The sequence below is a fragment of the Calothrix sp. PCC 7507 genome (assembly GCF_000316575.1).
GTDB lineage: Bacteria > Cyanobacteriota > Cyanobacteriia > Cyanobacteriales > Nostocaceae > Fortiea.
This window is the reverse complement of the sequence record NC_019682.1, coordinates 1,029,069-1,051,486: the sequence shown is the minus strand read 5'-3', so window position 1 is coordinate 1,051,486 and position 22,418 is coordinate 1,029,069. Positions and strand designations below refer to the sequence as shown.

General features: G+C 42.4%; 22 protein-coding genes and 1 pseudogene. 14 read left to right on the top strand and 9 right to left on the bottom strand.

From position 1 onward, the window contains the following. Positions 1 to 114: 114 nt before the first annotated feature. Complete coding sequence (locus tag CAL7507_RS04675) at positions 115 to 1,398, bottom strand: ankyrin repeat domain-containing protein (protein ID WP_015127279.1); 1,284 nt, start codon at positions 1,396 to 1,398, stop codon at positions 115 to 117. A gap of 326 nt (positions 1,399 to 1,724) precedes the next feature. On the opposite strand from CAL7507_RS04675, the gene CAL7507_RS04670 reads away from it, so the two are divergent. Then, positions 1,725 to 2,195: a DUF4079 domain-containing protein gene (locus tag CAL7507_RS04670; RefSeq protein ID WP_015127278.1), complete on the top strand. Its 471-nt coding sequence runs from the start codon at positions 1,725 to 1,727 to the stop codon at positions 2,193 to 2,195. A 98-nt stretch (positions 2,196 to 2,293) separates the two neighbouring features. Here the strand turns inward: CAL7507_RS04670 and CAL7507_RS04665 are convergent, their stop codons facing one another. Further along, positions 2,294 to 2,953: a DUF1997 domain-containing protein gene (locus tag CAL7507_RS04665; RefSeq protein WP_015127277.1), complete on the bottom strand. Its 660-nt coding sequence runs from the start codon at positions 2,951 to 2,953 to the stop codon at positions 2,294 to 2,296. A gap of 179 nt (positions 2,954 to 3,132) precedes the next feature. Between CAL7507_RS04665 and CAL7507_RS04660 the strand changes: the two genes are divergently transcribed. Together CAL7507_RS04660 and CAL7507_RS04655 are read left to right on the top strand one after the other, a co-directional pair. Continuing rightward, positions 3,133 to 3,789, top strand: coding sequence for an SDR family oxidoreductase (locus tag CAL7507_RS04660; protein WP_015127276.1), 657 nt, complete (start codon positions 3,133 to 3,135; stop codon positions 3,787 to 3,789). A 133-nt stretch (positions 3,790 to 3,922) separates the two neighbouring features. Beyond that, entirely contained in the window at positions 3,923 to 4,597 is a 675-nt protein-coding gene (locus CAL7507_RS04655) for a glycoside hydrolase family protein (RefSeq protein WP_083862876.1), read from the top strand. A 13-nt stretch (positions 4,598 to 4,610) separates the two neighbouring features. Here CAL7507_RS04655 and menH read toward each other — a convergent pair whose 3' ends face one another. The 4 genes from menH to CAL7507_RS04635 all read right to left on the bottom strand — a co-directional run bounded on the left by menH (position 4,611) and on the right by CAL7507_RS04635 (position 6,573). Next, entirely contained in the window at positions 4,611 to 5,411 is an 801-nt protein-coding gene (gene menH / locus CAL7507_RS04650; protein WP_015127274.1) for a 2-succinyl-6-hydroxy-2,4-cyclohexadiene-1-carboxylate synthase, read from the bottom strand. Between the two features lie 41 nt (positions 5,412 to 5,452). Then, positions 5,453 to 5,854: a type II toxin-antitoxin system VapC family toxin gene (locus CAL7507_RS04645; RefSeq protein ID WP_015127273.1), complete on the bottom strand. Its 402-nt coding sequence runs from the start codon at positions 5,852 to 5,854 to the stop codon at positions 5,453 to 5,455. Then, on the bottom strand, positions 5,842 to 6,063 hold the full coding sequence (locus tag CAL7507_RS04640) for a hypothetical protein (protein WP_015127272.1): 222 nt from the start codon (positions 6,061 to 6,063) through the stop codon (positions 5,842 to 5,844). The genes CAL7507_RS04645 and CAL7507_RS04640 overlap by 13 nt, the downstream gene beginning before the upstream one ends. Positions 6,064 to 6,186: 123 nt before the next feature. Continuing rightward, positions 6,187 to 6,573 carry a metal-sensitive transcriptional regulator gene (locus CAL7507_RS04635; RefSeq protein WP_015127271.1) on the bottom strand — a complete coding sequence of 129 codons (387 nt, stop codon included), beginning with the start codon at positions 6,571 to 6,573 and terminating at the stop codon, positions 6,187 to 6,189. A gap of 466 nt (positions 6,574 to 7,039) precedes the next feature. Between CAL7507_RS04635 and CAL7507_RS04630 the strand changes: the two genes are divergently transcribed. From CAL7507_RS04630 to CAL7507_RS30505, 3 genes are all read left to right on the top strand, one after another. Further along, positions 7,040 to 8,257: an HhoA/HhoB/HtrA family serine endopeptidase gene (locus tag CAL7507_RS04630; protein ID WP_015127269.1), complete on the top strand. Its 1,218-nt coding sequence runs from the start codon at positions 7,040 to 7,042 to the stop codon at positions 8,255 to 8,257. Positions 8,258 to 8,926: 669 nt separating this feature from the next. Then, the gene (gene metH / locus CAL7507_RS04625; RefSeq protein WP_015127268.1) at positions 8,927 to 12,463 is read left to right on the top strand and encodes a methionine synthase; all 3,537 of its coding nucleotides are present in this window, start codon (positions 8,927 to 8,929) and stop codon (positions 12,461 to 12,463) included. Between the two features lie 69 nt (positions 12,464 to 12,532). Next, a complete protein-coding gene (locus tag CAL7507_RS30505) occupies positions 12,533 to 12,703 on the top strand; it encodes a XisH protein (RefSeq protein ID WP_015127267.1) in 171 nt (56 codons plus the stop codon). A gap of 221 nt (positions 12,704 to 12,924) precedes the next feature. On the opposite strand, the gene CAL7507_RS04620 is transcribed toward CAL7507_RS30505, so the two are convergent. Beyond that, positions 12,925 to 14,412: an IS1380 family transposase gene (locus CAL7507_RS04620; RefSeq protein ID WP_015126936.1), complete on the bottom strand. Its 1,488-nt coding sequence runs from the start codon at positions 14,410 to 14,412 to the stop codon at positions 12,925 to 12,927. Positions 14,413 to 14,496: 84 nt separating this feature from the next. Between CAL7507_RS04620 and CAL7507_RS33570 the strand changes: the two are divergent. The 4 genes and pseudogenes from CAL7507_RS33570 to CAL7507_RS04605 form a co-directional block, all read left to right on the top strand. Next, positions 14,497 to 14,565 (top strand): annotated as a pseudogene (locus CAL7507_RS33570) (element excision factor XisH family protein); the annotation flags it as partial. An 81-nt stretch (positions 14,566 to 14,646) separates the two neighbouring features. Further along, a complete protein-coding gene (locus tag CAL7507_RS32965) occupies positions 14,647 to 14,853 on the top strand; it encodes an element excision factor XisH family protein (RefSeq protein WP_083862875.1) in 207 nt (68 codons plus the stop codon). A gap of 41 nt (positions 14,854 to 14,894) precedes the next feature. Further along, complete coding sequence (locus CAL7507_RS32960) at positions 14,895 to 15,206, top strand: DUF433 domain-containing protein (protein WP_015127266.1); 312 nt, start codon at positions 14,895 to 14,897, stop codon at positions 15,204 to 15,206. Positions 15,207 to 15,214: 8 nt separating this feature from the next. Continuing rightward, complete coding sequence (locus CAL7507_RS04605) at positions 15,215 to 15,574, top strand: hypothetical protein (protein ID WP_015127265.1); 360 nt, start codon at positions 15,215 to 15,217, stop codon at positions 15,572 to 15,574. A gap of 47 nt (positions 15,575 to 15,621) precedes the next feature. On the opposite strand, the gene CAL7507_RS04600 is transcribed toward CAL7507_RS04605, so the two are convergent. Beyond that, positions 15,622 to 17,019, bottom strand: coding sequence for a carotenoid oxygenase family protein (locus tag CAL7507_RS04600; protein WP_042341815.1), 1,398 nt, complete (start codon positions 17,017 to 17,019; stop codon positions 15,622 to 15,624). Between the two features lie 533 nt (positions 17,020 to 17,552). On the opposite strand from CAL7507_RS04600, the gene CAL7507_RS04595 reads away from it, so the two are divergent. Continuing rightward, positions 17,553 to 17,924, top strand: coding sequence for a hypothetical protein (locus tag CAL7507_RS04595; protein WP_015127263.1), 372 nt, complete (start codon positions 17,553 to 17,555; stop codon positions 17,922 to 17,924). 161 nt (positions 17,925 to 18,085) lie between these two features. After that, on the top strand, positions 18,086 to 18,724 hold the full coding sequence (locus CAL7507_RS04590; protein ID WP_015127262.1) for a histidine phosphatase family protein: 639 nt from the start codon (positions 18,086 to 18,088) through the stop codon (positions 18,722 to 18,724). A 196-nt stretch (positions 18,725 to 18,920) separates the two neighbouring features. Here the strand turns inward: CAL7507_RS04590 and CAL7507_RS04585 are convergent, their stop codons facing one another. Continuing rightward, the gene (locus CAL7507_RS04585) at positions 18,921 to 19,241 is read right to left on the bottom strand and encodes a TMEM14 family protein (protein WP_015127261.1); all 321 of its coding nucleotides are present in this window, start codon (positions 19,239 to 19,241) and stop codon (positions 18,921 to 18,923) included. An 87-nt stretch (positions 19,242 to 19,328) separates the two neighbouring features. Here CAL7507_RS04585 and CAL7507_RS04580 point away from each other — a divergent pair, with 87 nt between their 5' ends. Then, positions 19,329 to 20,720: an ATP-binding protein gene (locus CAL7507_RS04580; protein ID WP_042341182.1), complete on the top strand. Its 1,392-nt coding sequence runs from the start codon at positions 19,329 to 19,331 to the stop codon at positions 20,718 to 20,720. Positions 20,721 to 20,957: 237 nt separating this feature from the next. After that, positions 20,958 to 22,232 (top strand): tellurite resistance TerB C-terminal domain-containing protein, encoded by a 1,275-nt coding sequence (locus tag CAL7507_RS04575; protein WP_015127259.1) that lies wholly within the window; start codon positions 20,958 to 20,960, stop codon positions 22,230 to 22,232. The last annotated feature ends 186 nt before the right edge of the window (positions 22,233 to 22,418 follow it).

The window sequence follows — 22,418 nt, the reverse complement described above, 5'->3', positions numbered from 1 at the left end:
CAAGCTCGCCGTGAGGCTCGCAAAAATTTAAATCAAAACTTTGGAAATACAACAATATTACTACCAAACCAATAGTTAATGAATAGCAGGGAATGGGGAATGTATTATTTGCTCCTACTCTTGCGCCCCAGCTTGCCGCAGACTCTGCACTATATCTTTATAGCCATTAAATTCTGCGATCGCCAAAGCAGTATAACCACCGCGATTTTTTAAATTCACATTTGCCCTAGCCTGGAGCAGTACCTGCACAACTTCATCATAACCCCTTGAAGCAGCCCATATTAACGCCGTTGCCTTAGCAGAGTCTTGAAAATTCACATCTGCCCCCTTAGCAAGTAGTAGCCTTATCACCGCTGGGCGGTTACGTTCTACTGCCTTGATTAAAGCCGTTTTACCATCATCACTTATTATATTGGCATCAGCACCATAGCCTAGCAACACCTCAACTGTCTGGGTATGTCCCTGGGAGGCGGCTAGCGTCAAAGGTGTTTCACCCAGGTTTTTCCCATGAATGTCTGCCCCAGCAATTAGTAAGGCCTCAACTATTTGGCTGTGTCCTTGCAACGCTGCTACAAGTATTGGTGTGTCACCTAGATGGTTTCTGATTTGTACATTTGCACCCCGATTAAGTAACACTTGCACTACGTCAACGTAGCCTTCCACAACAGCGAGGTGTAAGGCAGTTTCACCATCTCTATCTTGGAGATTTATCTGGGCACCTCGATCGAGTAAGATTGAGGCGATCGCACTATGTCCTGCTGCTGTTGCTGCTAACAGTGCCGTTCCTCCATCTTGGTTTTTTGCCTGCACATCAGCCCCAGCATCTAACAGGGTTTGCACAAGATCCAGATATCCTAAATCTGCCGCAATCATCAAGAGTGTCTCACCCTCTTCATCTTGATTATTGACATCTGCACTATTTTGTGCAATTGCTTGCACAACGGCTGTGTGTCCATGCTTAACTGCTAGTTTCAAAGCAGTATCATCATCTTTATCTGTAACATCCACCTTGGCATCAGCAGCCAGTAAGACTGTGACTAAATCAACGTCACCTTTGAGTGCTGCTGCCATTAAAGCTGTACTACCATCTTCATTAATGGCATTCACATCAGCACCTCTTTTGACTAAAAGCTTGACAGTATCTAGTTGACTGGCACTCGCAGCCAACATCAAAGCCGTCAACCCATAGCGCTTTCTGTGTAAATTAATATTAGCTCCAGCATCCAGCAGCGATCGCACAATTTCGGTATAGCCTAAATTAGCCGCAAACATTAAAGCCGTAGTCCCATCGCGATCGCACGTATCCACTTTAGCACCAACAGCCAATAGCGCACACAGCCGCTTAATATCACCACTTTTAGCAGCTATCAGCAGTGAAACATCATTATTTTCAGTCATGATAAGATTCCCCAACAGCGGGTTTTGTTGATCTAGCCTCAGAACTTAGTCTGGGATTGTTTATCAACTTTTGCAAGAGGGAGTGGGGCAAGGGGGCAGCCCTTCTCTTAGAGACGCTCCGCGAACGACTTCGCTCAGGGCAAGGGGGCAGGGGGAGAAAAATAACTCTTGCCCAATACCCAATACCCAATACCCAATACCCAATACCCAGTCCCCAATACCCAATCCCCAATACCCAATACCCAGTCCCCAGTCCCCAGTCCCTAATGACCAAAAATAGAGTTATGCTAATTTTTATGAAGATTTAAGAATCAGGCGAGAACACTATGAATTTGGAACTTTCTGCATCCTTTAAGTATTGGCTGAACTTCTTTCACCCACTGACTATGTGGGTACTATTCGCACTCTCGCTTTATGCTGCCTACCTCGGGCTAAAAGTACAGCGGACTAGAAATGCTCAAGGTGAAGAGAAAAAAGAACTGATTAAAGGTAGATATAACATTAAGCACCACCAAATTGGATCTATACTCCTGGGTTTTCTGGTAGCAGGTTCAATTGGTGGTATGGCTGTGACTTACATCAACAATGGGAAGTTGTTTGTCGGGCCTCACCTGCTAGCAGGGTTAGGTATAACAAGTATCGTTGCCTTTTCTGCTGCCTTGTCTCCCTATATGCAAAAAGGAGCGAATTGGGCACGTGTGACACATATTCTGCTGAATTTTACACTTTTAGGGCTTTTTGCTTGGCAGGCTGTGACTGGCGTGCAAATCGTCCAAAGAATTCTTACTAATGCGTAGTCAGTTAACAGTTAACAGTTAACAGTTAACAGTTAACAGTTATCAGTTATCAGTTAACAGTGGATGGACTATTAACTGATGACTGTCAACGGGATTATTTACTTCTTTTTCTTAAAACTAGCGGGAAAGGGTAATCTTAAAGACTGATGAAAATCTTCTTGGACTTTGCGTGTTAAGCGGCGGGAGACTTGGCGAACGATTTGGTTAAGTAGGCGATCGCCTGTAGATTGGATTAAAGACTTGGGTAATCGCTGAATAAACCGGGGAAAGTGAAGATGAACTTCCAAATCCAATTCCCATTCCACTCGTGTCACCTCACCCGCGCTCTCTGATAACTGTAGCGATGCGCGATAGTCCACGTCATAACCAGGTGGATGGTAATCAGGAACGGGGATGGTACGAATGCGGTAGATACCTGATTCTGGGGGTAAAAGTTCTAAACCAACTTTCGGCTCTACTTCATAACCAAAAGAGCCAAATTTACCGATAATTAAAGCGTAGCCATTTTCTCCTAGCGGTTGTACCTTCATTGGTTCAGCACAACGCGAAAACCATGAGGCGTGACCATTAAGATACTCAGCAACCGTTTGTGCTGGGGCGTACATTTCCATATAATCTTCATAGCGACCATAAAATTTTGTGAGCGTCGCTACATTTGTTCCTGTGAGTGTATCCTCGGCTTCTGCTAGGCCTGACGCCACAGGCAAAATTGCTTCTGTTATTTCCAAAGATGGGTATTCACCATTTGTTGAAAGCATAAACGCGTTCCTGTATACTTTGGCGTTTGACTATTATTAATCATTCCCGGCTGGGGTGGGTAGCTTCGTACTCAGATCCCATTTTGGCCGAATCCTCATGAATCTGTCATGAACTTCATAGAATCACTACAATAAGGAGCTGAACGATCATATATCAGTTTTCTAGGATAGCGTTTATCATGAAAGCATTTGTAGCAGGGGCGACAGGCGAAACAGGTCGGCGGATTGTACAAGAATTGATAGCGCGTAACATTCCTGTCCGTGCATTGGTGAGGGATACCGAGACAGCGAGAGGAATTTTGTCTCCGGAAGCCGAGTTAGTAGTTGGTGATGTGTTAAACCCAGAAAGTCTGACTGCTGCTTTAGGCGATAGCACTGTCCTACTGTGTGCTACTGGAGCAAAACCCAGCTTTGATCCTACTGGCCCCTATAAGGTAGATTTTGAGGGGACTAAAAATTTAGTAGATGTGGCTAAAGCCAAGGGAATTGAGCATTTTGTCTTGGTTTCTTCTTTGTGTACTTCCCAGTTGTTCCATCCACTGAACTTGTTCTGGCTGATTTTGGTTTGGAAAAAGCAAGCTGAGGAGTATATTCAAAAAAGTGGTCTTACCTACACGATTGTGCGTCCTGGTGGGTTGAAGAATGAAGATAACTCCAACCCAATAGTGATGCAAGGTGCTGATACATTGTTTGATGGCAGCATTCCCCGCCAAAAAGTTGCCCAGGTGAGTGTCGAGTCCCTATTTGAGCCAGCGGCACGTAATAAAATTGTGGAGATTGTATCTAGACCAGATGCTGCTGCTAAAAGCTTTGGTGAGTTATTTCAACAGTGTTGATATCTTATTTTTCTTAAATGTCGTCTTGAGCGAATCGTAAATGATCACTAAACAATCAGGTGTGAACTTTCCCGGAATGAGTGCGTCGATGATTGTTGTTAGCTAAAAGAGCGAGTATTTAAGGAGTTGGACTCTGAAAGGCTTTGAATTCAAAGGTGTTGAAAAACTAATTGGACCCATAGCCGCGCTTCTAGGCTTGGTATGCTTGTTGCAGTGGTATATACATGGAAATTTGCGATCGCCTACCGATCCTATTTTTGGAGTTAAACAGCCGCCCTTGGTGATGAAAGGTGGCGATCCTTATATCCGTGCTTTAATGCGAACCATCTCCGCCAGTGAAGCCAGTGGTAAGCGTCCTTATTCGCTGTTGTATGGTGGTCAGCAGGTCAGTGATCTCAGCCGTCATCCAGAGGTATGCGTCACTATTGTTACAGGGCCCAACACAGGTAATTGTTCCACAGCCGCGGGTAGATATCAAATTATCAACACTACTTGGTATCAAATTGCACCACGCTATCATCCCAACCCCATGAAAATCATGTTTTGGGCTTCTTATAGCTTTGAACCAGAGTATCAAGATACAGTAGTTTATCGTTGGTTGAGTGATTCTCAAGTTTGGGGAACTGATATTTCTCAGCAGCTGCGTCAGGGAAAGTTAAACGATGTATTGCGGCGATTGTCTCCAACGTGGACAAGTTTGGGATATGGCATAGAAACGAATTCTGTCAGTCGTTCTTTGCCTAAGATTTATCAGAAAATCTTACAAGAGGAGTTAAAAACAATTAATCAACCATCAGTTAACAGTTAACAGTCATCAGTAGTCATTTACTCAAAAAATCTCTGACATTTTGCACAAATTCTTGTGTATTTTCCAAGTGAATATTATGTCCAGCATTTTTAATTATTTTTAATTGAGATAGATTGCATTTTTGCGCCATCTGTGTATTGACATCTATAAATTTTTGATCGTATTCACCTGCTAGTAAAAGCAGTGGCTGAGTATTTTCTGGGAGTTTTTCCCATAGGGAAGGTTGGGAGCCAGTCCCCATAAGGCGTAGGGATTTATCCAATTCCAGTGGATCGTTCTGCAACCGACTTTCTAACATGCGATCGTATTCTGGATGATTTTTGATATCAGCAAAAATTGGTTGGTTATACCAATTAGAGAGGAAATTACTCAAGTCATCTCTGATTAATTTTCTGGCTATTCCAGCATCACGTTTAATTCGTTCTAATCGTTCTACTTCTGTTGATAAACCTGGGGAAGCTGATTCTAAAACGACTTTCAAAAAACGTCCGGGAAAATGTAAGGTGAGATATAAAGCCAATCTTCCACCCATCGAATAACCAATTAAAAAGCATTTGGCAATATTTAACTCATCTAATAAGCTAATTAAAGCCTGAGCAGTGTTTGCCATTCTATAGTATTCATCCCCACCTAAAATCTGAGTTTTGCCATGTCCGGGGAGGTCTAGTGTCAAATAAGAGAATTCATCAGATAATAATTTTATAGCTGCATCGAATTCATCAATATTACCCATAAAACCGTGCAAAAAAAGGATTAATGGTTTAGTTGGGTTACTAATTAAAGAATAGTGAAATTGATATTTTGCTATAAGCATATTTTTATGATTATTTTATTACCTGCTAATAATGTTTTAGTTCATCTCATTAATTGTGTATCGAGTTCTGAATACTTAGAAAATAAGCCATCAATACTGGCTAGCTTCGCTTTATAAGTTATTGCTGTAGCGATAATCAAACGATCAAAGGGGTCTTTGTGAACAGGCGATAAGCTGACTGCTTTGTAAGCGATTTCGGCAGTTAGTGGAAATAATGTAATACCTGTTGGTTCCAAAGCCTCCTGAAACCATTGCTCAACACTATAAGGCAATTCCAGTCTTCCTCTTTGCTGCGCTAAAGCCACTTCATAGCAGGATACAGGTGAAATACCTACTTGGTCAGCCGTCTCTATCGCCTCTCGCCAGTGAGACGGGAATAGCTGGAATTCTTGAGTGACAAACCAAATCCAAATATGGGTATCTAGCACAATTATTTGAGACATTCCCAATCCTGTTCTTCAACAACAGGACTAACCAAATCCCCCAAGGTTTTACCTTTACCTGCAATGGAAGCAGGAGGAGTCCGGCGCTTTACTGGTTGTGTGGTATCCTCTAGAACCGTCACAATCACACGAGCAAATGATGGTTTTGGCTCGTCTGTTAGCCATTTTAGCTGACCATTCTCAATAGTCGCTTCATAACTTTTAAGCATTTTTTTCTATATTGTTACAATTGTCTGACGATTTGAAAAAACTGGGATTAAAAAAAACACGAACTTCAGCTAAAACATCAAATTTACTTTTTCGATAATCTTAGTTGTGATGCTAGTTATTTTTTAAGGCAAAAACCGATCTAAAGCTGCTTTCAATTGTGCAATTTCAATTTCAATATTGCCCTCTTTGGAAGCTCTAGCAATACACTCAGTTAAATGTTCGTCTAAAACAATTCTTGCTACCCGATCTAATGCACCCCGCACTGCGGCAATTTGCAATAAAACATCAGGACAAGGGCTACTTTGCTGTACCATTGTTTTGATGCCGCGGACGTGTCCTTCTATACGTGAAAGTCGATTGACAATTTTCCGTAATGACTCTTCACTATGGACGTGGGGATGAACAGATTTGACCGGCTCATGAGTATGATCTGTGTGGTGATTGTGGGAGTGTTCATCTGGTTGGGATGTCGGCGAAGATTCTTGAAATGAGCTGTTTGATCCGTTCATGGGTTGTCAAAGTTCTGCTTTTACTAAAATCCTAGCCTAGAGGGGACAGGGGGAGATGAGGGAGAATCACTCTTGACTCTTTACAAATGACAAATAACAAATGACCAATGGAAAAATTGATGGGTAAAACCCGAACCTTCTCAGGGTAAATGTCCATAATAGCTTTTGGGCTGAATATTCAATTACTTTGATTACAGGTAATACCAATTCAAATAATGTTTGCAACACATACATTCTTCGTACGGGCACGGCTTCCATAGACTTTCGGGAAAACCGATAGTTTATGGGTGCCGTGCCCCTACCCATCTGTCGTATTCTTTTTTTAAATTGGTATAACTTGTAAAATACTCCAAAGAAAATTTTGGGTACATATATACAGACGAAACCTGAAACAGTGTAAAAATAACTTTACATACCATTCGTCACGACTCAGCAACAATTAGGCTTCTATACTTAGGTTGTGATTATGCGATTTGCCAAATTATTCCTTTCTATACGCCAATTTAGTTCTCATGTTTTAGCTATATTTCTAGGAGTTGCGCTGACTGTTAGCACTCTGCGGGTGTTACCCTCCCAAGCGGAACCTGCGCCAAGTCCCGTGACTGTGGATACTCCAGCACTGGTGGCGCAAAAACCATCACCCGCCTCGGCTGCTGTTGGTAACAGTAGTTTTGTGACTGCAGCAGTTAATCGGGTTGGTCCAGCAGTAGTAAGGATTGATACAGAGCGGACAATTACCCGTCGTAATGATCCATTTTTTGAAGACCCATTTTTCCGCCAGTTTTTTGGTGATGGGTTCCCCCGACAGTCACCCACGGAGCAATTGCGCGGTCTAGGTTCTGGTTTTATTCTGGACAAGAGTGGGTTGGTTTTAACAAATGCTCACGTAGTTGATAAAGCTGATAAGGTGACAGTTAGGCTCAAGGATGGCCGCACTTTTGAAGGTAAAGTTCAAGGTATTGATGAAGTAACAGACTTGGCGGTGGTGAAGATTAACGCTGGTAATGATTTACCCGTTGCGCCTTTGGGTTCTTCTAGTAATGTCCAGGTGGGAGACTGGGCGATCGCAGTCGGTAATCCTTTAGGATTTGATAATACTGTGACTTTGGGAATTGTCAGTACCCTAAAACGTTCTAGCGCTCAAGTGGGTATCACTGACAAACGTTTAGAGTTTATTCAAACTGACGCAGCCATTAATCCTGGTAACTCTGGTGGACCATTACTCAATGGTCAGGGTGAAGTGATTGGGATTAATACAGCGATTCGGGCTGATGCTATGGGGATTGGCTTTGCTATTCCTATTGATAAAGCGAAAGCGATCGCCGCACAACTGCAACGCACTGGTAAAGTTAGTCACCCCTATTTAGGTGTGCAAATGCTAACTTTGACACCCCAGTTAGCCAAGCAAAATAATACTGATCCCAACTCTCCTATCCAAATCCCCGAAGTTAATGGTGTTTTGGTGATGCGAGTTGTACCCAATTCTCCCGCTGCGTCTGCTGGTATCCGTCGCGGAGATGTAATTGTGCAAATTGATGGCGAGGGAGTCACTACCGCTGAACAGTTACAAAACCTTGTAGAAAGCAGTCGCCTCGGTCAAGTTTTGCAAGTAAAAGTGCAACGGGGTAACAATACACAGCAGCTATCAGTCCGTACGGCTGAGTTGCAGAATGCTGCTAATTAGTGGTGTGGTGTCAATGAACTGCAATTGTGCCCTTATATAACGGTTCTCGGTTGGATGTAAGACGTTCGAGGGCGGGGTTTACCATTGGTGTCAAATTGAGCTACAACGCTTACCCGACATACATTTTACCCCACCTCTCAATCCCCTCCCCTTAGCAAGGGGTGGGGTAACGCGGATCTGGATGGTAGGTGATTTAATTCAAAATCACGTCTTGACAAGGGTTTCACGTTAAGTTGACACGTATGGGGGTTTCCCCGCCCCTACAGGCTTTGCGATTGAAAACTGCTATAAACTACATTTGCTACGTCGCTTCATCAAAATCCTGCGGAAAATATCAGAATTTTGGAAAATAATAAGTTAAGTCGAGTATTACAAAACTCACTTAAGTCAGTAAACAATTATCAGGTGTAGGCGTGCATAACGCCACACCAATGCTTGATACCAATTCACAAAAACGTTTATACAGACAGATTTCTCGTAGGGGCGCGGTCTCCGCGCTTACCAACGCATCTGTATCATGATTAAAGTGAAATGGTATGACACCTCCTTTAGGGAAGACTTAAACCCAAGCAATGAAACTGGTAACTGATAACTGATACTTCGACTTACCTCGACTTCGCTCGGCACAAGTCGCTCAGTACAAGTAACTGATAACTGATAAGGGAAAATATGACTCATCCTTTCCTTGAACGTCTGCGTAGTCCGGAACTCCCGGTTATCGTCTTTGACGGTGCGATGGGAACCAACCTGCAAACGCAAAACCTCACCGCTGAAGACTTCGGCGGCGCTGAGTATGAAGGTTGTAACGAATATCTAGTCCACACTAAGCCGGAAGCTGTCGCCAAGGTTCACCGTGACTTTCTCGCCGCTGGTGCGGATGTGATTGAAACGGATACCTTTGGTGCTACGTCCATTGTGCTGGCAGAATATGATTTGGCAGACCAAGCATATTATTTGAGTAAGACAGCAGCAGAATTGGCGAAGCGTGTGGCGGCTGAGTTTTCTACGCCAGAAAAACCCAGGTTTGTAGCGGGTTCCATTGGCCCCACAACTAAACTCCCAACCTTGGGACATATTGACTTTGATACCATGAAAGCCACTTTCGCAGAACAAGCGGAAGCGCTATGGGATGGTGGCGTTGATTTATTTTTGGTGGAAACTTGCCAAGATGTGCTGCAAATTAAGGCGGCGCTGAATGGAATTGAAGAAGTGTTTGCGAAAAAAGGCGATCGCAGACCGTTGATGGTTTCTGTGACAATGGAAAGCATGGGCACAATGTTGGTAGGGACAGAAATCAGCGCTGTGCTGACAATTCTGGAACCTTACCCCATTGATATTCTGGGGTTAAACTGTGCCACAGGCCCAGACTTGATGAAGCCACATATCAAGTATTTGGCAGAACATTCACCTTTCATTGTCTCCTGTATTCCCAACGCCGGTTTACCGGAGAATGTCGGCGGTCAAGCACACTACCGTTTGACACCGTTGGAATTACGGATGTCGTTGATGCATTTCGTTGAAGATTTGGGTGTCCAAGTGATTGGGGGTTGCTGTGGGACACGTCCAGAACACATTCAACAACTTGCAGAAATTGCTAAAGAATTAAAACCCAAAGTTAGACAGCCGAGTCTCGAACCAGCAGCAGCATCAATTTACACCACTCAACCTTATGACCAAGATAATTCTTTCTTGATTATTGGTGAACGCCTGAACGCCAGTGGTTCCAAAAAATGCCGCGATTTATTAAATGCGGAAGATTGGGATGGATTGGTGTCAATGGCTAGGGCGCAGGTAAAGGAAGGCGCGCACATCCTCGATGTCAACGTCGATTATGTGGGACGTGACGGCGTGCGTGATATGCACGAACTAGTTTCGCGGATTGTCAATAATGTCACACTGCCGTTGATGCTCGACTCCACCGAATGGGAGAAAATGGAAGCGGGTTTAAAAGTGGCTGGCGGTAAGTGTTTATTGAACTCCACCAACTACGAAGATGGAGAACCGCGATTTTTACAGGTGCTGGAGTTAGCCAAGAGGTACGGTGCTGGTGTCGTAATTGGTACTATCGATGAGGATGGGATGGCGCGGACAGCCGAGAAAAAGTTTCAAATTGCTCAACGCGCCTACCGTCAAGCTGTAGAATATGGCATACCTCCCACAGAGATATTCTTTGATACTCTAGCTTTGCCTATTTCCACGGGGATAGAAGAAGACCGAGATAACGGTAAGGCTACCATTGAATCCATTCGGCGGATTCGTCAAGAATTGCCAGGATGTCATGTAGTTTTGGGTGTGTCTAATATATCCTTTGGTTTGAACCCAGCGTCGCGCATGGTGCTGAACTCGGTATTTTTGAGTGAGGCGATGTCTGCGGGAATGGATGCGGCTATTGTCAGCGCTAGCAAAATTTTACCGTTGTCGAAGATTGAAGCCCGCCATCAAGAAATTTGTCGGCAACTGATTTATAATCAGCGGCAATTTGAGGGTGATATCTGCGTTTATGACCCCTTGGCAGAGCTTACCACGGTTTTTGCTGGGGTGACAACAAAACGCGATCGCTCTTTAGATGCCAGTCTCCCCGTCGAAGAACGCCTCAAACGTCACATCATCGATGGCGAACGCATCGGTTTAGAAACCCAGCTAAAAAAAGCCTTAGAACAATATCCCCCCTTAGAAATTATCAACACCTTCCTCCTAGACGGGATGAAAGTTGTGGGTGAGTTATTCGGTTCCGGACAAATGCAGTTACCCTTCGTTTTGCAATCTGCGGAAACCATGAAAGCGGCGGTTGCTTATTTAGAACCATTCATGGAAAAATCAGAATCGGGTAACAATGCCAAAGGCACCTTTATCATTGCCACAGTTAAAGGTGATGTCCACGACATTGGTAAAAACTTGGTGGATATCATCTTATCCAACAACGGCTACAAGGTGATTAACCTAGGAATTAAACAACCAGTAGAAAACATCATCAACGCTTACGAACAGCACAAAGCTGATTGTATTGCCATGAGTGGTTTGCTGGTTAAATCCACCGCCTTCATGAAAGAAAATTTGGAGATATTCAACGAAAAAGGAATTAGTGTTCCCGTGATTTTAGGCGGTGCGGCGTTGACTCCTAAATTTGTCCATGAAGATTGCCAAAAAACCTACAAAGGTAAAGTAGTTTATGGCAAAGATGCTTTTTCTGACTTGCATTTCATGGATAAATTAATGCCAGCTAAAGCTGCTGCTAACTGGGATGATTTACAGGGATTTTTGGATGAAATTAGCACTTCCCAACCAATAACTCAAAATTCAGAACCCAAAACTCAGAATTTAGCACTCAGCACTCAGAACTCAGAACTCAGCACTGAAGTGGATACAAAACGTTCTGAAGCAGTAGCCATAGATATTGAACGTCCCACGCCGCCTTTTTGGGGAACGCAATTGTTGCAGCCTGGAGATATTCCCATTGAGGAAGTATTATGGCATTTAGATTTACAAGCCTTAATTGCGGGACAATGGCAATTCCGCAAGCCAAAGGATCAATCTAAGGAAGAATATCAAGCTTTCTTAGCTGAAAAAGTGTACCCAGTTTTAGAAACTTGGAAACAGCGAATTATTGAGGAAAATCTGTTGCATCCCCAGGTGGTTTATGGGTATTTTTCTTGTCAGGCTGAGGGCAATACTTTGTATGTTTATGATACGAACCGCACAGATGCACAGATAAAAGCAAGTTTTGAGTTTCCTCGACAAAAGTCTTTGCGGCGGCTATGCATTGCAGACTTCTTTGCACCAAAAGAGTCAGGAATTATTGATGTATTCCCGATGCAAGCGGTGACTGTGGGTGAGATTGCAACTGAGTTTGCTCAAAAGCTGTTTGCAGATAATCAATACACGGATTATCTGTATTTCCACGGTCTAGCTGTGCAGGTAGCGGAAGCACTGGCTGAGTGGACACACACCCGAATCCGTCGGGAGTTAGGCTTTGGGGCTGAGGAACCTGATAACATTCGGGATGTCTTAGCGCAACGGTATCGTGGCTCACGGTATAGTTTTGGCTATCCAGCTTGTCCGAATATCCAGGATCAGTACAAGCAGCTGGAGTTGTTGGAGGCTAACCGGATTAACCTGTATATGGATGAAAGTGAACAACTTTATCCAGAACAGTCTACGACGGCGATTATTACCCATCACCCATTAGCGAAATACTTTAGCGCGTAATATCCCCATCCCCTTCTCTGATTCTGAGAGGGGGAATTAAATCAACCGCTTATCACCAAAATTTTATAGATGTCAGCTAGAGATTTATTCCATGATGCAGTTAAAAACGCACTTAAAAAGGAAGAATGGGTGATTACTCATCATCCTCTAGAAATTGAATTTGAAAAAGTGACGCTTAAAATTGATTTAGCCCGGATTTCTCACAAGTTAGAAAAAATCATTGGCATTAGCAAAATTTAGGATAATTTAATTGATACATCATCAAATTGGATTCTAAAACAGGATACAGCAGTATTAAGACTTAACCTATAAGAATAAATGCATACAATATAAATCTTAAATACTGAGGCAATAACTCTTTAAACATAACAATAAACATAGTAAAACTAGGGTTGAATCCAGTAAAACAACCCAAATTTTAAGCTAATAATTATAAAATTATAATTCCAACTAAGAGAAAATTAACCAGGGCATTTTAGCCGAGATAAATAATTATAAGCTGTTGCGAAAATCTCTTTGTAGGGGTAAGCATTACTAATTGCAATCAAAACCCGTCGGCGACTAACAGTAATAATTGCTCCTAATTTCAATAACTTTGTACGGATAGTTCCAACTTGAGCATTTTGGAGTTCGGTTTTTGCCAAACATTTCTCTCGGAGGGCATTCATCAAAATATAAGCTATGGAAGTAAACCACAGACGTAATTGATTACCAGCAAATGTATGAGTACTAGTTCTGTCACTTTTTAATTCTAATTTTTGTTCCTTGAAACAATTCTCTATATTGCCTCGTGGACAATATTTTTGAGTATAAAGCCGTCCTGGCGGTACTTTTTTACTAGGGAGTGAAGTCACGACAAAGCGAGTATTTACTCCTTCATTGCTATATTCAATTTTTGAGACAACGCGGCGATTACGGCTCCAACTTAAGAAAGTTTTATAATCGAGAGAACAATACCAAACTGAGCTATCAACCAATGCTGTTGCTTGTTTTTTTAAGTCATCTGACGGAGTAAATAAGGTTTCAAAAAACTCTACTACGGTTTCAATTTTTTGCGAGTATTCCAGAAAAGCTCGGTATTTAGTTGATTGAGACAGTTGAATTAGCCGACTGTTTTGTGCCAATCCAAACACATAATCTACTCCGATTTGAGATTCGCACCAACTCATAATATCTTCTCTCGAATATGCACTATCTCCACGCACAAGAATTTTCACATTACTCCAACGTTCACGTATTAGTTTAATTACTCGTTGTAATTCTGGCAATGCCTCTTCTGCCGGATCTACATTTGAAGCACGTAGTTTTGAGGCTAATAAATGTTTCCCACAGAAAATATATAGGGGAGCATAGCAATACCCTTTATAGTAAGGGTTAAAGAAAGATTTTTCTTGATTACCGTGTACTAAGTCATCAGTAACATCCAAGTCTAAAACTATTTGTCGTGGTGGTTTCTGAAAGGATTCTAAAAATATTTCAACCAGCAGTTTTTCTATTGCTTCTGCATCATGCTCAATTCGATGATATCGACTCTCGGCTCTATTTGAAACATCTTCTGGACAGTGTTCAAGACGATTTAAGGTACTTTTTCCGGCCATTTTAACTGGTTCTTGTCCCGAAGTAATGGATTTTCCAACGGAGAGCGCAAACATCACATCATGACGTAAAGTTTCATGGTCATTGATGTCTTCATAACCCATTACTAAACCATATACTCTCTGTGCAATTAAACTACTGACCGAATGTTCAATTCGATTTTGTTCTCGGTAATCTTTAAAACATCCTGCTAGCCGTGATGTTATCTCCCTTTTTCGGTCTAGCTCCGCAATTAAAGTTACTCCGGCATCTGATGTTACAGTCTCACCGTTGAAATTAACTACGACTGGACATGACTTTACTGATTCAAATTGGAACTGTTCCGGTATACAACCTGTTTTATTGGGGGTCATGCTTAAAACTGCTGGAATTCATGTGCAATAGATATTTTGGCAGTTTTCGACCCCTATTTTTTTCGGCTTGTGAGAAATCCGGGTTTAGGTGCAGAAAGGTTGATAGCAGCGGAAAAAGCAGGTGAAAAAATTGCTGTTGAAATCAAAAGCTTTGCTAGTAACTCAGCGATATAGCGCTTCCCATTCAAATGAAGTACAAAAATATATCACGCTGTGTAGGGGCATGGCAGTGCCATGCCCTTACCGATGTATCTCACTAGGTTGAGAAATGCTATAAGCGACTTTCATACAGCATTAGAGCAATTCCTGAATTATCAGATTGCCCTGGAGGAAAATGAGCCAAAAAGGATATTATATCTCGCGGTTCCATTAGACACATACCAAACATTACATTTTTTCAGACACGTCTTGCTCAAATTGCAGTACAAAGACATCAAGTAAAACTAATTGTATACAACCCTATCATCCGAACAGAGCGTGGATTGACGATCTCAGGAACACGCATCACTTTGTACGACGTAATGGATTATGTAACGGCTCAGTATCCTCTTAAGTTTATCTGTGATCTATTTGACTTATCCGAGGAACAAATCAACATTGCCTTAGCCTACATTGAGGCAAATCAAACTGAGGTAGAAGCAGAATATCAGAAAGTTATCAAGGAAGCCGAGGCACTTCGACTGTATTACGAGGAGCAAAATCGTGAGCGTGTTGCCCGAATAGCTACTTTACCAGCACCACCAGGGATGGAAGCCGCTTGGGAAAAACTGCAAGCATCTAAGGCACGTCACTAACTCCAAGCATGATTTTTTTAGTTGATCATAATTTCAAAGGACATGCGCGCATCCTTCTTGGTAGTATTGCCAGTCAAGGTTGGCTTGATTTAGTTCCAATTCGCTTCGTCATATTTGAGGAAGTGGGATTATCAATTGATAGCAATGATAGAGTTGTCTGGAGGGTAGCTCAGGAAAATCAGATGATTCTGCTCACTGCGAATCGAAGCATGAAAGATGAAGACTCGCTAGAACAAGTAATGCGCGAAGAAAGCGCCCAAAACTCTTTACCAGTCGTGACAATTGGCAATGCTGATCGGGTATTAAATGACTCAAGTTATCGAGAACGGTGTGTTGATCGTATTGTCGAGATTGCGATTTTTGAATAGACTTTATGGGGCACAAAGGATTGTGCCCTGATATTTTCAGTATTAATTTACACAGAACTTCCTAGCTGTCCTTCAGATATCCAAGCACCGTGAAACCCATAGGGTACTCGCTGGGGAATTATTACCCGCGCCACAGGTTCGCTAGTCATATCTTGGGCATTCACTACTACCAATTCAGAGGTTTCTGCACCCTCATCATAGACGAAAGTTACTAGCCAGCCATCGTCTTCAGCCGTTGCACCAGGACGGGGTGCAAACACAGGTTCACCACCATAACGTCCCTCGCCGAATTCATGGGTTTGGGATGTGCTTTTGCTGAAGTCATACTTTATCAAGCCATCGAATAGAGGTAGGGGCGTTGGTGCTGACTTGGCAATGTAACCATAGCGCGTTTTTTGCCCCAAGAAGTTGTCGTTGACGCGGGGAAATTCACCTGGTACATCGTCTAATCTCTCTTCATGGACTGTTCCCGTTTTCAAGTTGAATCGCCACTGATGTAAACGGGGAATATCTCCGTCTGGATCTTGTAGCGTATTTTCAGCCACTAGGACACTGGTAGAACTCATCCGACAGGCTATTAACACCACTTCGTCCCCCTCTTCATAAGCGTTGAGGGTATGGAAGACGTAGCAAGGAGGACTTTCAAACCAGCGGATATTACTGTTATCGCCGAAACGTGGGACGATGCCAAAGCGACTGGGGCGATCGCCCTCAAACTTCATCAAAGCCTCTCCCTTCTGTACACGTTCTACGCTAAAAGTCAAGGGTAAATCCATGAAAATCGTGTAGTTTTCGCTGATGGCGAAATCGTGCATCATTACCCCCATTGGTAGTTCAATGGGTACAGTTCGTAGCAACTTACCTTGTGGGGAAACCACACTATATTGCAAGTAAGGCGGCGCGAAAGAGTAGCCAAAAAACATCATCTCGTTGGTTAATGGATCTACCTTGGGATGGGCGGTAAAGGCAGAAACCAGCTTGCCATCGTAAGTATATTCCCCAATTGTCTCTAAATCAGGAACCTTGATAGCGTGTGGCGCGCCACCTTCCCAAAGTGCCAGTAGTTGACCAGCGTGCCACACTAAAGCAGTATTGGCAGTATTTTTGCTGGGGCCGTGGGGGTTGTCCATTTGCGGCGGTTCTAAAAATCCACTCCAAACAGCCTTACCTGCTTGGTGTTCAATTTTCCATGCTTTTGTCTGCACATAGCGATCGCGATAACTGGCTTTACCGTTACTAATTTTCACACCATGCAACATCCCATCCCCATCAAACCAATGATATTTACCAATGGGCGACCACTGGGGATTAGGGCCATTCCGGACAAACATCCCTGACAAGCCGGGGGGTAATTGACCAATTATTTGCAGGGTTTCATCTGTGATTTCATCGCGGACTGGCGCAAAGTTGCCCGCGAGAAAGGGATTGACTACTGTTGTGGCGATCGCGTTAGTTGTCATAAGGAGTAAGTTTGATTACGGCACTTTGTTCAATATATTAGCGATTGTCTTTTTTGTGTTTCGCAACACAATTTAGGATTTGTTTACCATCTACTACACCTAACGTAAATATTTGTACTTAAAAAGCTCATAATTTTCTCATCTGGCTGATATATGTAAGAACACAAAAGTGTAAAAATCAATGCCAGAACCGTTTTGCAAAAAGTGAGAAACCTGTTAGGCTCATCCATCCCCTAAAAGGGGATGGGATTTCACGTTAACCCTGAGCGAAGCCTTACCCCTCCGGGGAAGCAAGCTACGCCTTAGCGTCTCCGTTCGCGCAGCGTCCCACAGGGAAGGAGAAGGGTTGACAGTTAACAGTCATCAGTCATCAGTTAACGGCGGCGGGGCGGCTATCCCGGACACCCCGTAAGTCAAAGGACTAAAGCAGGCGATCGCAATTTAGCAGTTGAAATTTGGCATTTTGGCGATCGCTGACATCGCAATATCTCAAATGGAAATCAGTCCTGGAAAATCTCATGGCAGATGTTAACGGTACTTGGCTTGGAACCTACTGGCAACAAGGAATCCCCAGCCGCTTTGAAGCAGTTCTCGTCCAAAGTGGTAAAACTTTGAGTGGCTCGATTCTAGATGACAATTATTTGGGTGAAGCCCATCTCAATGGTGAAGTGATTGGACAACAAATCAGCTTTACCAAGAGCTATTTAATTACATCACCTGCTCCCATCAAATATACAGGAACACTCTCAGATAATGAGGATTATATGCAAGGGCGGTGGAACATCGGCCGTCGGCACTCTGGCACTTGGGAAGCTAGACGCAGTGGGGACAATCTAATGGCAGATTTACAAGCCCGCCTCAAAGACCAAACTTCTCTCAGTAATGGCTAAAAAAACTGCCCATAATGATACTATTATACCGTAATTAGCCACTACGCTTAAAGAACAATATGGGGATTTCCCAAAGTTCCTATTGCCTTTTAAATATTTATTTTTTTGAATTCCCCTAAAGGGAGTAAACTTTTTAAGTTCAAAGTTGGGGAGAAAATATCTTGAGCCTAAATATTTATTTCCTGCGTCACGGACAAACAGAATGCAGTCTCAAGAATGCTTATTGTGGTTCCATCGACTCAGAGCTTACCCCAGAAGGCGAGGAAATGGCAAAGGCTTTTGCCTCTGCATATAGTTCTACCCCTTGGAAGGCAATATTTTGTAGTCCCATGCGGCGAACTGTGGCGACAGCAAAACCCCTATGTGCAGCAATAGGGATGCAACCAGAATTGCGCGATGGTTTGAAAGAAATTAACTATGGCAAATGGGAAGGAAAAACGCCAGATCAAATCAGCCAAGAATATCATGATGATTATATTCGTTGGGCAGCCGATCCCGCTTGGTATGCCCCAACAGGTGGGGAAATGGCAGTTACAATTGCCTTTCGCGCCTTGCAAGTAATAGAAGAAATTAAGCAGCTTCACACCAGTGGTAATATTTTAGTTGTTTCCCATAAGGCAACGATCAGAATTATTTTGTGTAGCTTGCTAGGAATTGATGTCGGACGCTTTCGCTATCGTTTAGGATGTCCTGTCGGGTCAGTAAGTGCTGTAGAATTTGGCTCTCATGGTCCACTCTTACAGACACTAGCAGACCGTACCCATTTGAATGAGAAATTGCGAAATCTACCGGGCAGTTAGAAAAGTCGAGTTGTTGATTGCGGTATAAAAAAGAGGCAAGGGAGCAGGGAGGACTGTTCAGATGGGGACTCAGATCCTTTGCTTCGCTTCACAGCAGGATGAAGGGGCCATTTCCCTCTGCCTCTTTGTTAACTTTTGACCCTGGATAACCTACCGCGTTAAAAATATGACACTCGCGTAAGTCCTCATCTCATTTTTATCTGGCTGCAATAAGTTGATTCAGCATCAGAGCCAATGCCACTACACCTAAACTAGTCATCAATCCCGCAGGCATCAATTTCCGTGTTTTAACTAGTCTTAAGGCAAAGATAACTACTAAAATCGCAGTCACAAAAGCTGCCAAGGACAAACCCCATGTTAGACCTTGGAATTGAGCGAAAGCTGCGACAATTAGTAATAAACCGCTAATACTACCACTGAAGAGCGAAACTTTACTACTAGCCTGTATGTAGCCAATCATGCCACCTATAATCGTTATAATTCCGTAAGTAACAGCAGCAACTATACCTAATGTCATTGTTAAAACCTATGTAGATTTTGTCTTTGCGGCAAGGGTCAGCAGACAATTTACCATAGCTATTTAGCTACATCACCCAGTTGATTGATGGATAATCAAGCGATGTCTACGGGAAGTTTTTCGTCCTATACCAAGATTCAATTCCTCCAGCGCCAAGCCGCATCACTTTTACTTTACCAATCTGTCCTCCAGAGCGAAGTAGGGATCGCATTTCTTGATCTGTTGCAAGCCATACGTTACACTGATGCCGATGCGCTTGGTTGCCTCCAAGCCTACGGCAACTACTTTCACGCTTTAGCTGCTAGAAATCAAAATTGGGAAGACTACCTAATCACTCAAATCCTCACTTCTGAGAATCCTTTTACAAGGTGCGCTCAACGGGAAGACTTAAAGAATATACCCCCTGCTCTAGTGGCTGCAACTCAGCATGATTTGCAAGTGTTTCAGAGTTTATCTGCTTGTAACAGCGCTGTTTTGAGTGAGTGGGTACAAACTGTCGCCCATTTACCTGTGTCACCGGTTGTGTGGTATCTAGAGCAAGAAGGGTTAGAAATAGAAACGGGATTAATCAAGCAATATAGAGAAGCTGCTACTGTCGCCTCTCTACAACAGTTAGACAATTGGGCTGATGGTGTAGAAGATTTAGCAGTTTATTATCGGCAATTTGGCACAGGTTTATTCGCCGAATATCGCGCTTTACGCTGGCAAGGTGGACAGTTTATTGGTATTCCACATCCCGATCAAGTCAAACTCGATGCGCTAGTGGGTTATGAATCTCAGCAAGACGCTTTGCTAAAAAATACAGAGTTTTTATTATCCGGGGAAGCAGCACTGCATGTATTACTTTATGGTAGTCGCGGTTCAGGAAAATCTTCTTTGGTGAAAGCTTTGTTAAATGAGTACGGCGATGGCAATCTCCGTTTAGTGGAGGTAGCAAAATCAGAATTGAAAAACCTACCAGAAATTGTCGAACAATTGCGGGAAGTGCCACAAAAATTTATTATCTTTGTGGATGACCTTTCTTTTGAAGAAGATGACGATGCCTTTAAAGCTTTGAAGGTGGTTTTAGAAGGTAATTTAACGGCGCGATCGCAAAATGTCGTTGTGTATGCAACTTCTAACCGCCGCCACCTAATTCGAGAGTTTTTTGCCGATAGACCGACACCCAAGGATAACGCCGAAATCCATGCCTGGGATACGATGCAAGAGAAACTATCATTTAGCGATCGCTTTGGTCTAACCTTGACTTTTGAGGGAGCAGATCAAAAAACTTATTTAAAAATTGTCAACCATCTAGCCGCACAAGCTGGAATTAATCTTAGTCAAGAAGATTTAGAATATCAAGCCTTGCAGTGGGCAACACGTCATAATGGTCGTTCAGGGCGTACAGCTAGACAATTTGTTGATTACTTGAAAGCAGATTTAAGTCTTAATAACAATAAATTTAATAACCAGTCACAGCATGAATTACTTAGTTAGTAATCTTTATGTTTCATTTTTCAGATTAAAATCAAAAAGCCTGTAGAGGCGGGGTTTCCCCGCCCTCGATTGTGTGTCACTGTTACAAAACACTGAAAAACTTGCTGTACAAGTTTCTTCATTTCAGACTTCAGACTAGCCTGCGGCAAGCCGCTCCGCGTCTACAGCCTTCAGCCTTTTTGTACTAGTACCGTTACCTTGATTTGCACCGACCTACTTAGGTAGAAAACAAGCAATATGCAACCAGCAACCATCAGCAATCGAGTTTTTTTAGGAATAGTTGCCTTTAGCGTAAGTTTTGGTCTTAGCCTCGTTCCCAACTGGGATTTTCCTAGAGCGATGGTGACAGGTGTAATTACTTTACTTGCTACCTATGCAGCCGCATTTTGTGTAGATAATCGGCGCAGAGCTTATGAAATGCTTGTTTTAAATTCTCTTCATAAGCGAATCAAAGAACTCGAAGGATTAAAATCTCGAATTATTAGAGAAATTGACAAAATAGAAGAACATCGTAACTTATTATATACAGAATCAAATAAACTAAAAACTCAAGTAGCCGAGTCCCGTAATCAAAGAGATAATCTCCACAGAGAATCAAGCACTTTCACTGGGCAAAAAAAACAACTAGAATCGGAAATTACTGCTTTCAAAAAAGAGCTTCATAGCTTAGAGAAAAGTCAAACAGAACTGAATAATTCAGTTTCTAACCTCACAGCAGAAAAAAGGCGTCTGGAATTAAATTGTAATGTATCTCGCTCGGAAATTAATCAGTTGCAAACTCAAATTTCTGAACTGTATGAGGAAAAACAAGATCTTGAAAGTAATTTAACCTTACTAGGTAGACTCAAACCCCAAATAGAAGAAAAAGTTTATGAACTGCGAATTCAACTGCAAGAGCTAGAAATTAATGTCAATGAGCAAAATCAGTTACTGATAGCGACAACAATCAAAAAAGCAGATGTAGAATCCAGCCAGAATTACTTACAAACTAAATTAGGAGAACAGCAAGCTGAATTACAACAATTGCAAAGTCAAGTTTCATTATTACAAGAAGAACGTGACCTCTTGCAAAACCAAGTCTGGGAATTACTTCAACAAATGGAAACATTTGAGCCAAATTCCTTACCTGCTCAGGAACAAGAAGACGATTTAGATTTGTTTCCTTTCTCGGAATTACTTACACCTATAGAAACTCAAGAAATATCTGAAACATTATCTGAAGAATGGATGACTTTTATGGAGCAACTACCAGATCACGAAATTCAGGTATTAAAAGCCATAGTCAAACAAGAAAATCTCAAGGGTACTATTAAACAGATTGCGGAAGCAAACATTACTATGCCTAATTTATTAATTGATGCTATAAACGAACGTGCTAATGATATTCTTGGTGAGTTAGTAATTAATCCTGGTATAGAAAATCCAGAAATTTATCAAGAGCATATAATCAACGTCAAAAAAATGCTCGCCCTATATGAAAACCTGATGACTAGACAAGCTTCCTCAAATTAATTAAAGTATTCTTGCCGTTGTAAAATAATTATTAGGTATGAAACAGACGCCTCTATGTTTAAATCAGTAAACAGTCAACAGTTATCAGGCATATCGGCATAGGTAAAGAAGCGCCATCAATACCTTACAACAATTAGTGGGGAGTTAAACCCAAGAAATAATGAAGCTGATAACTGTTAAAATCAA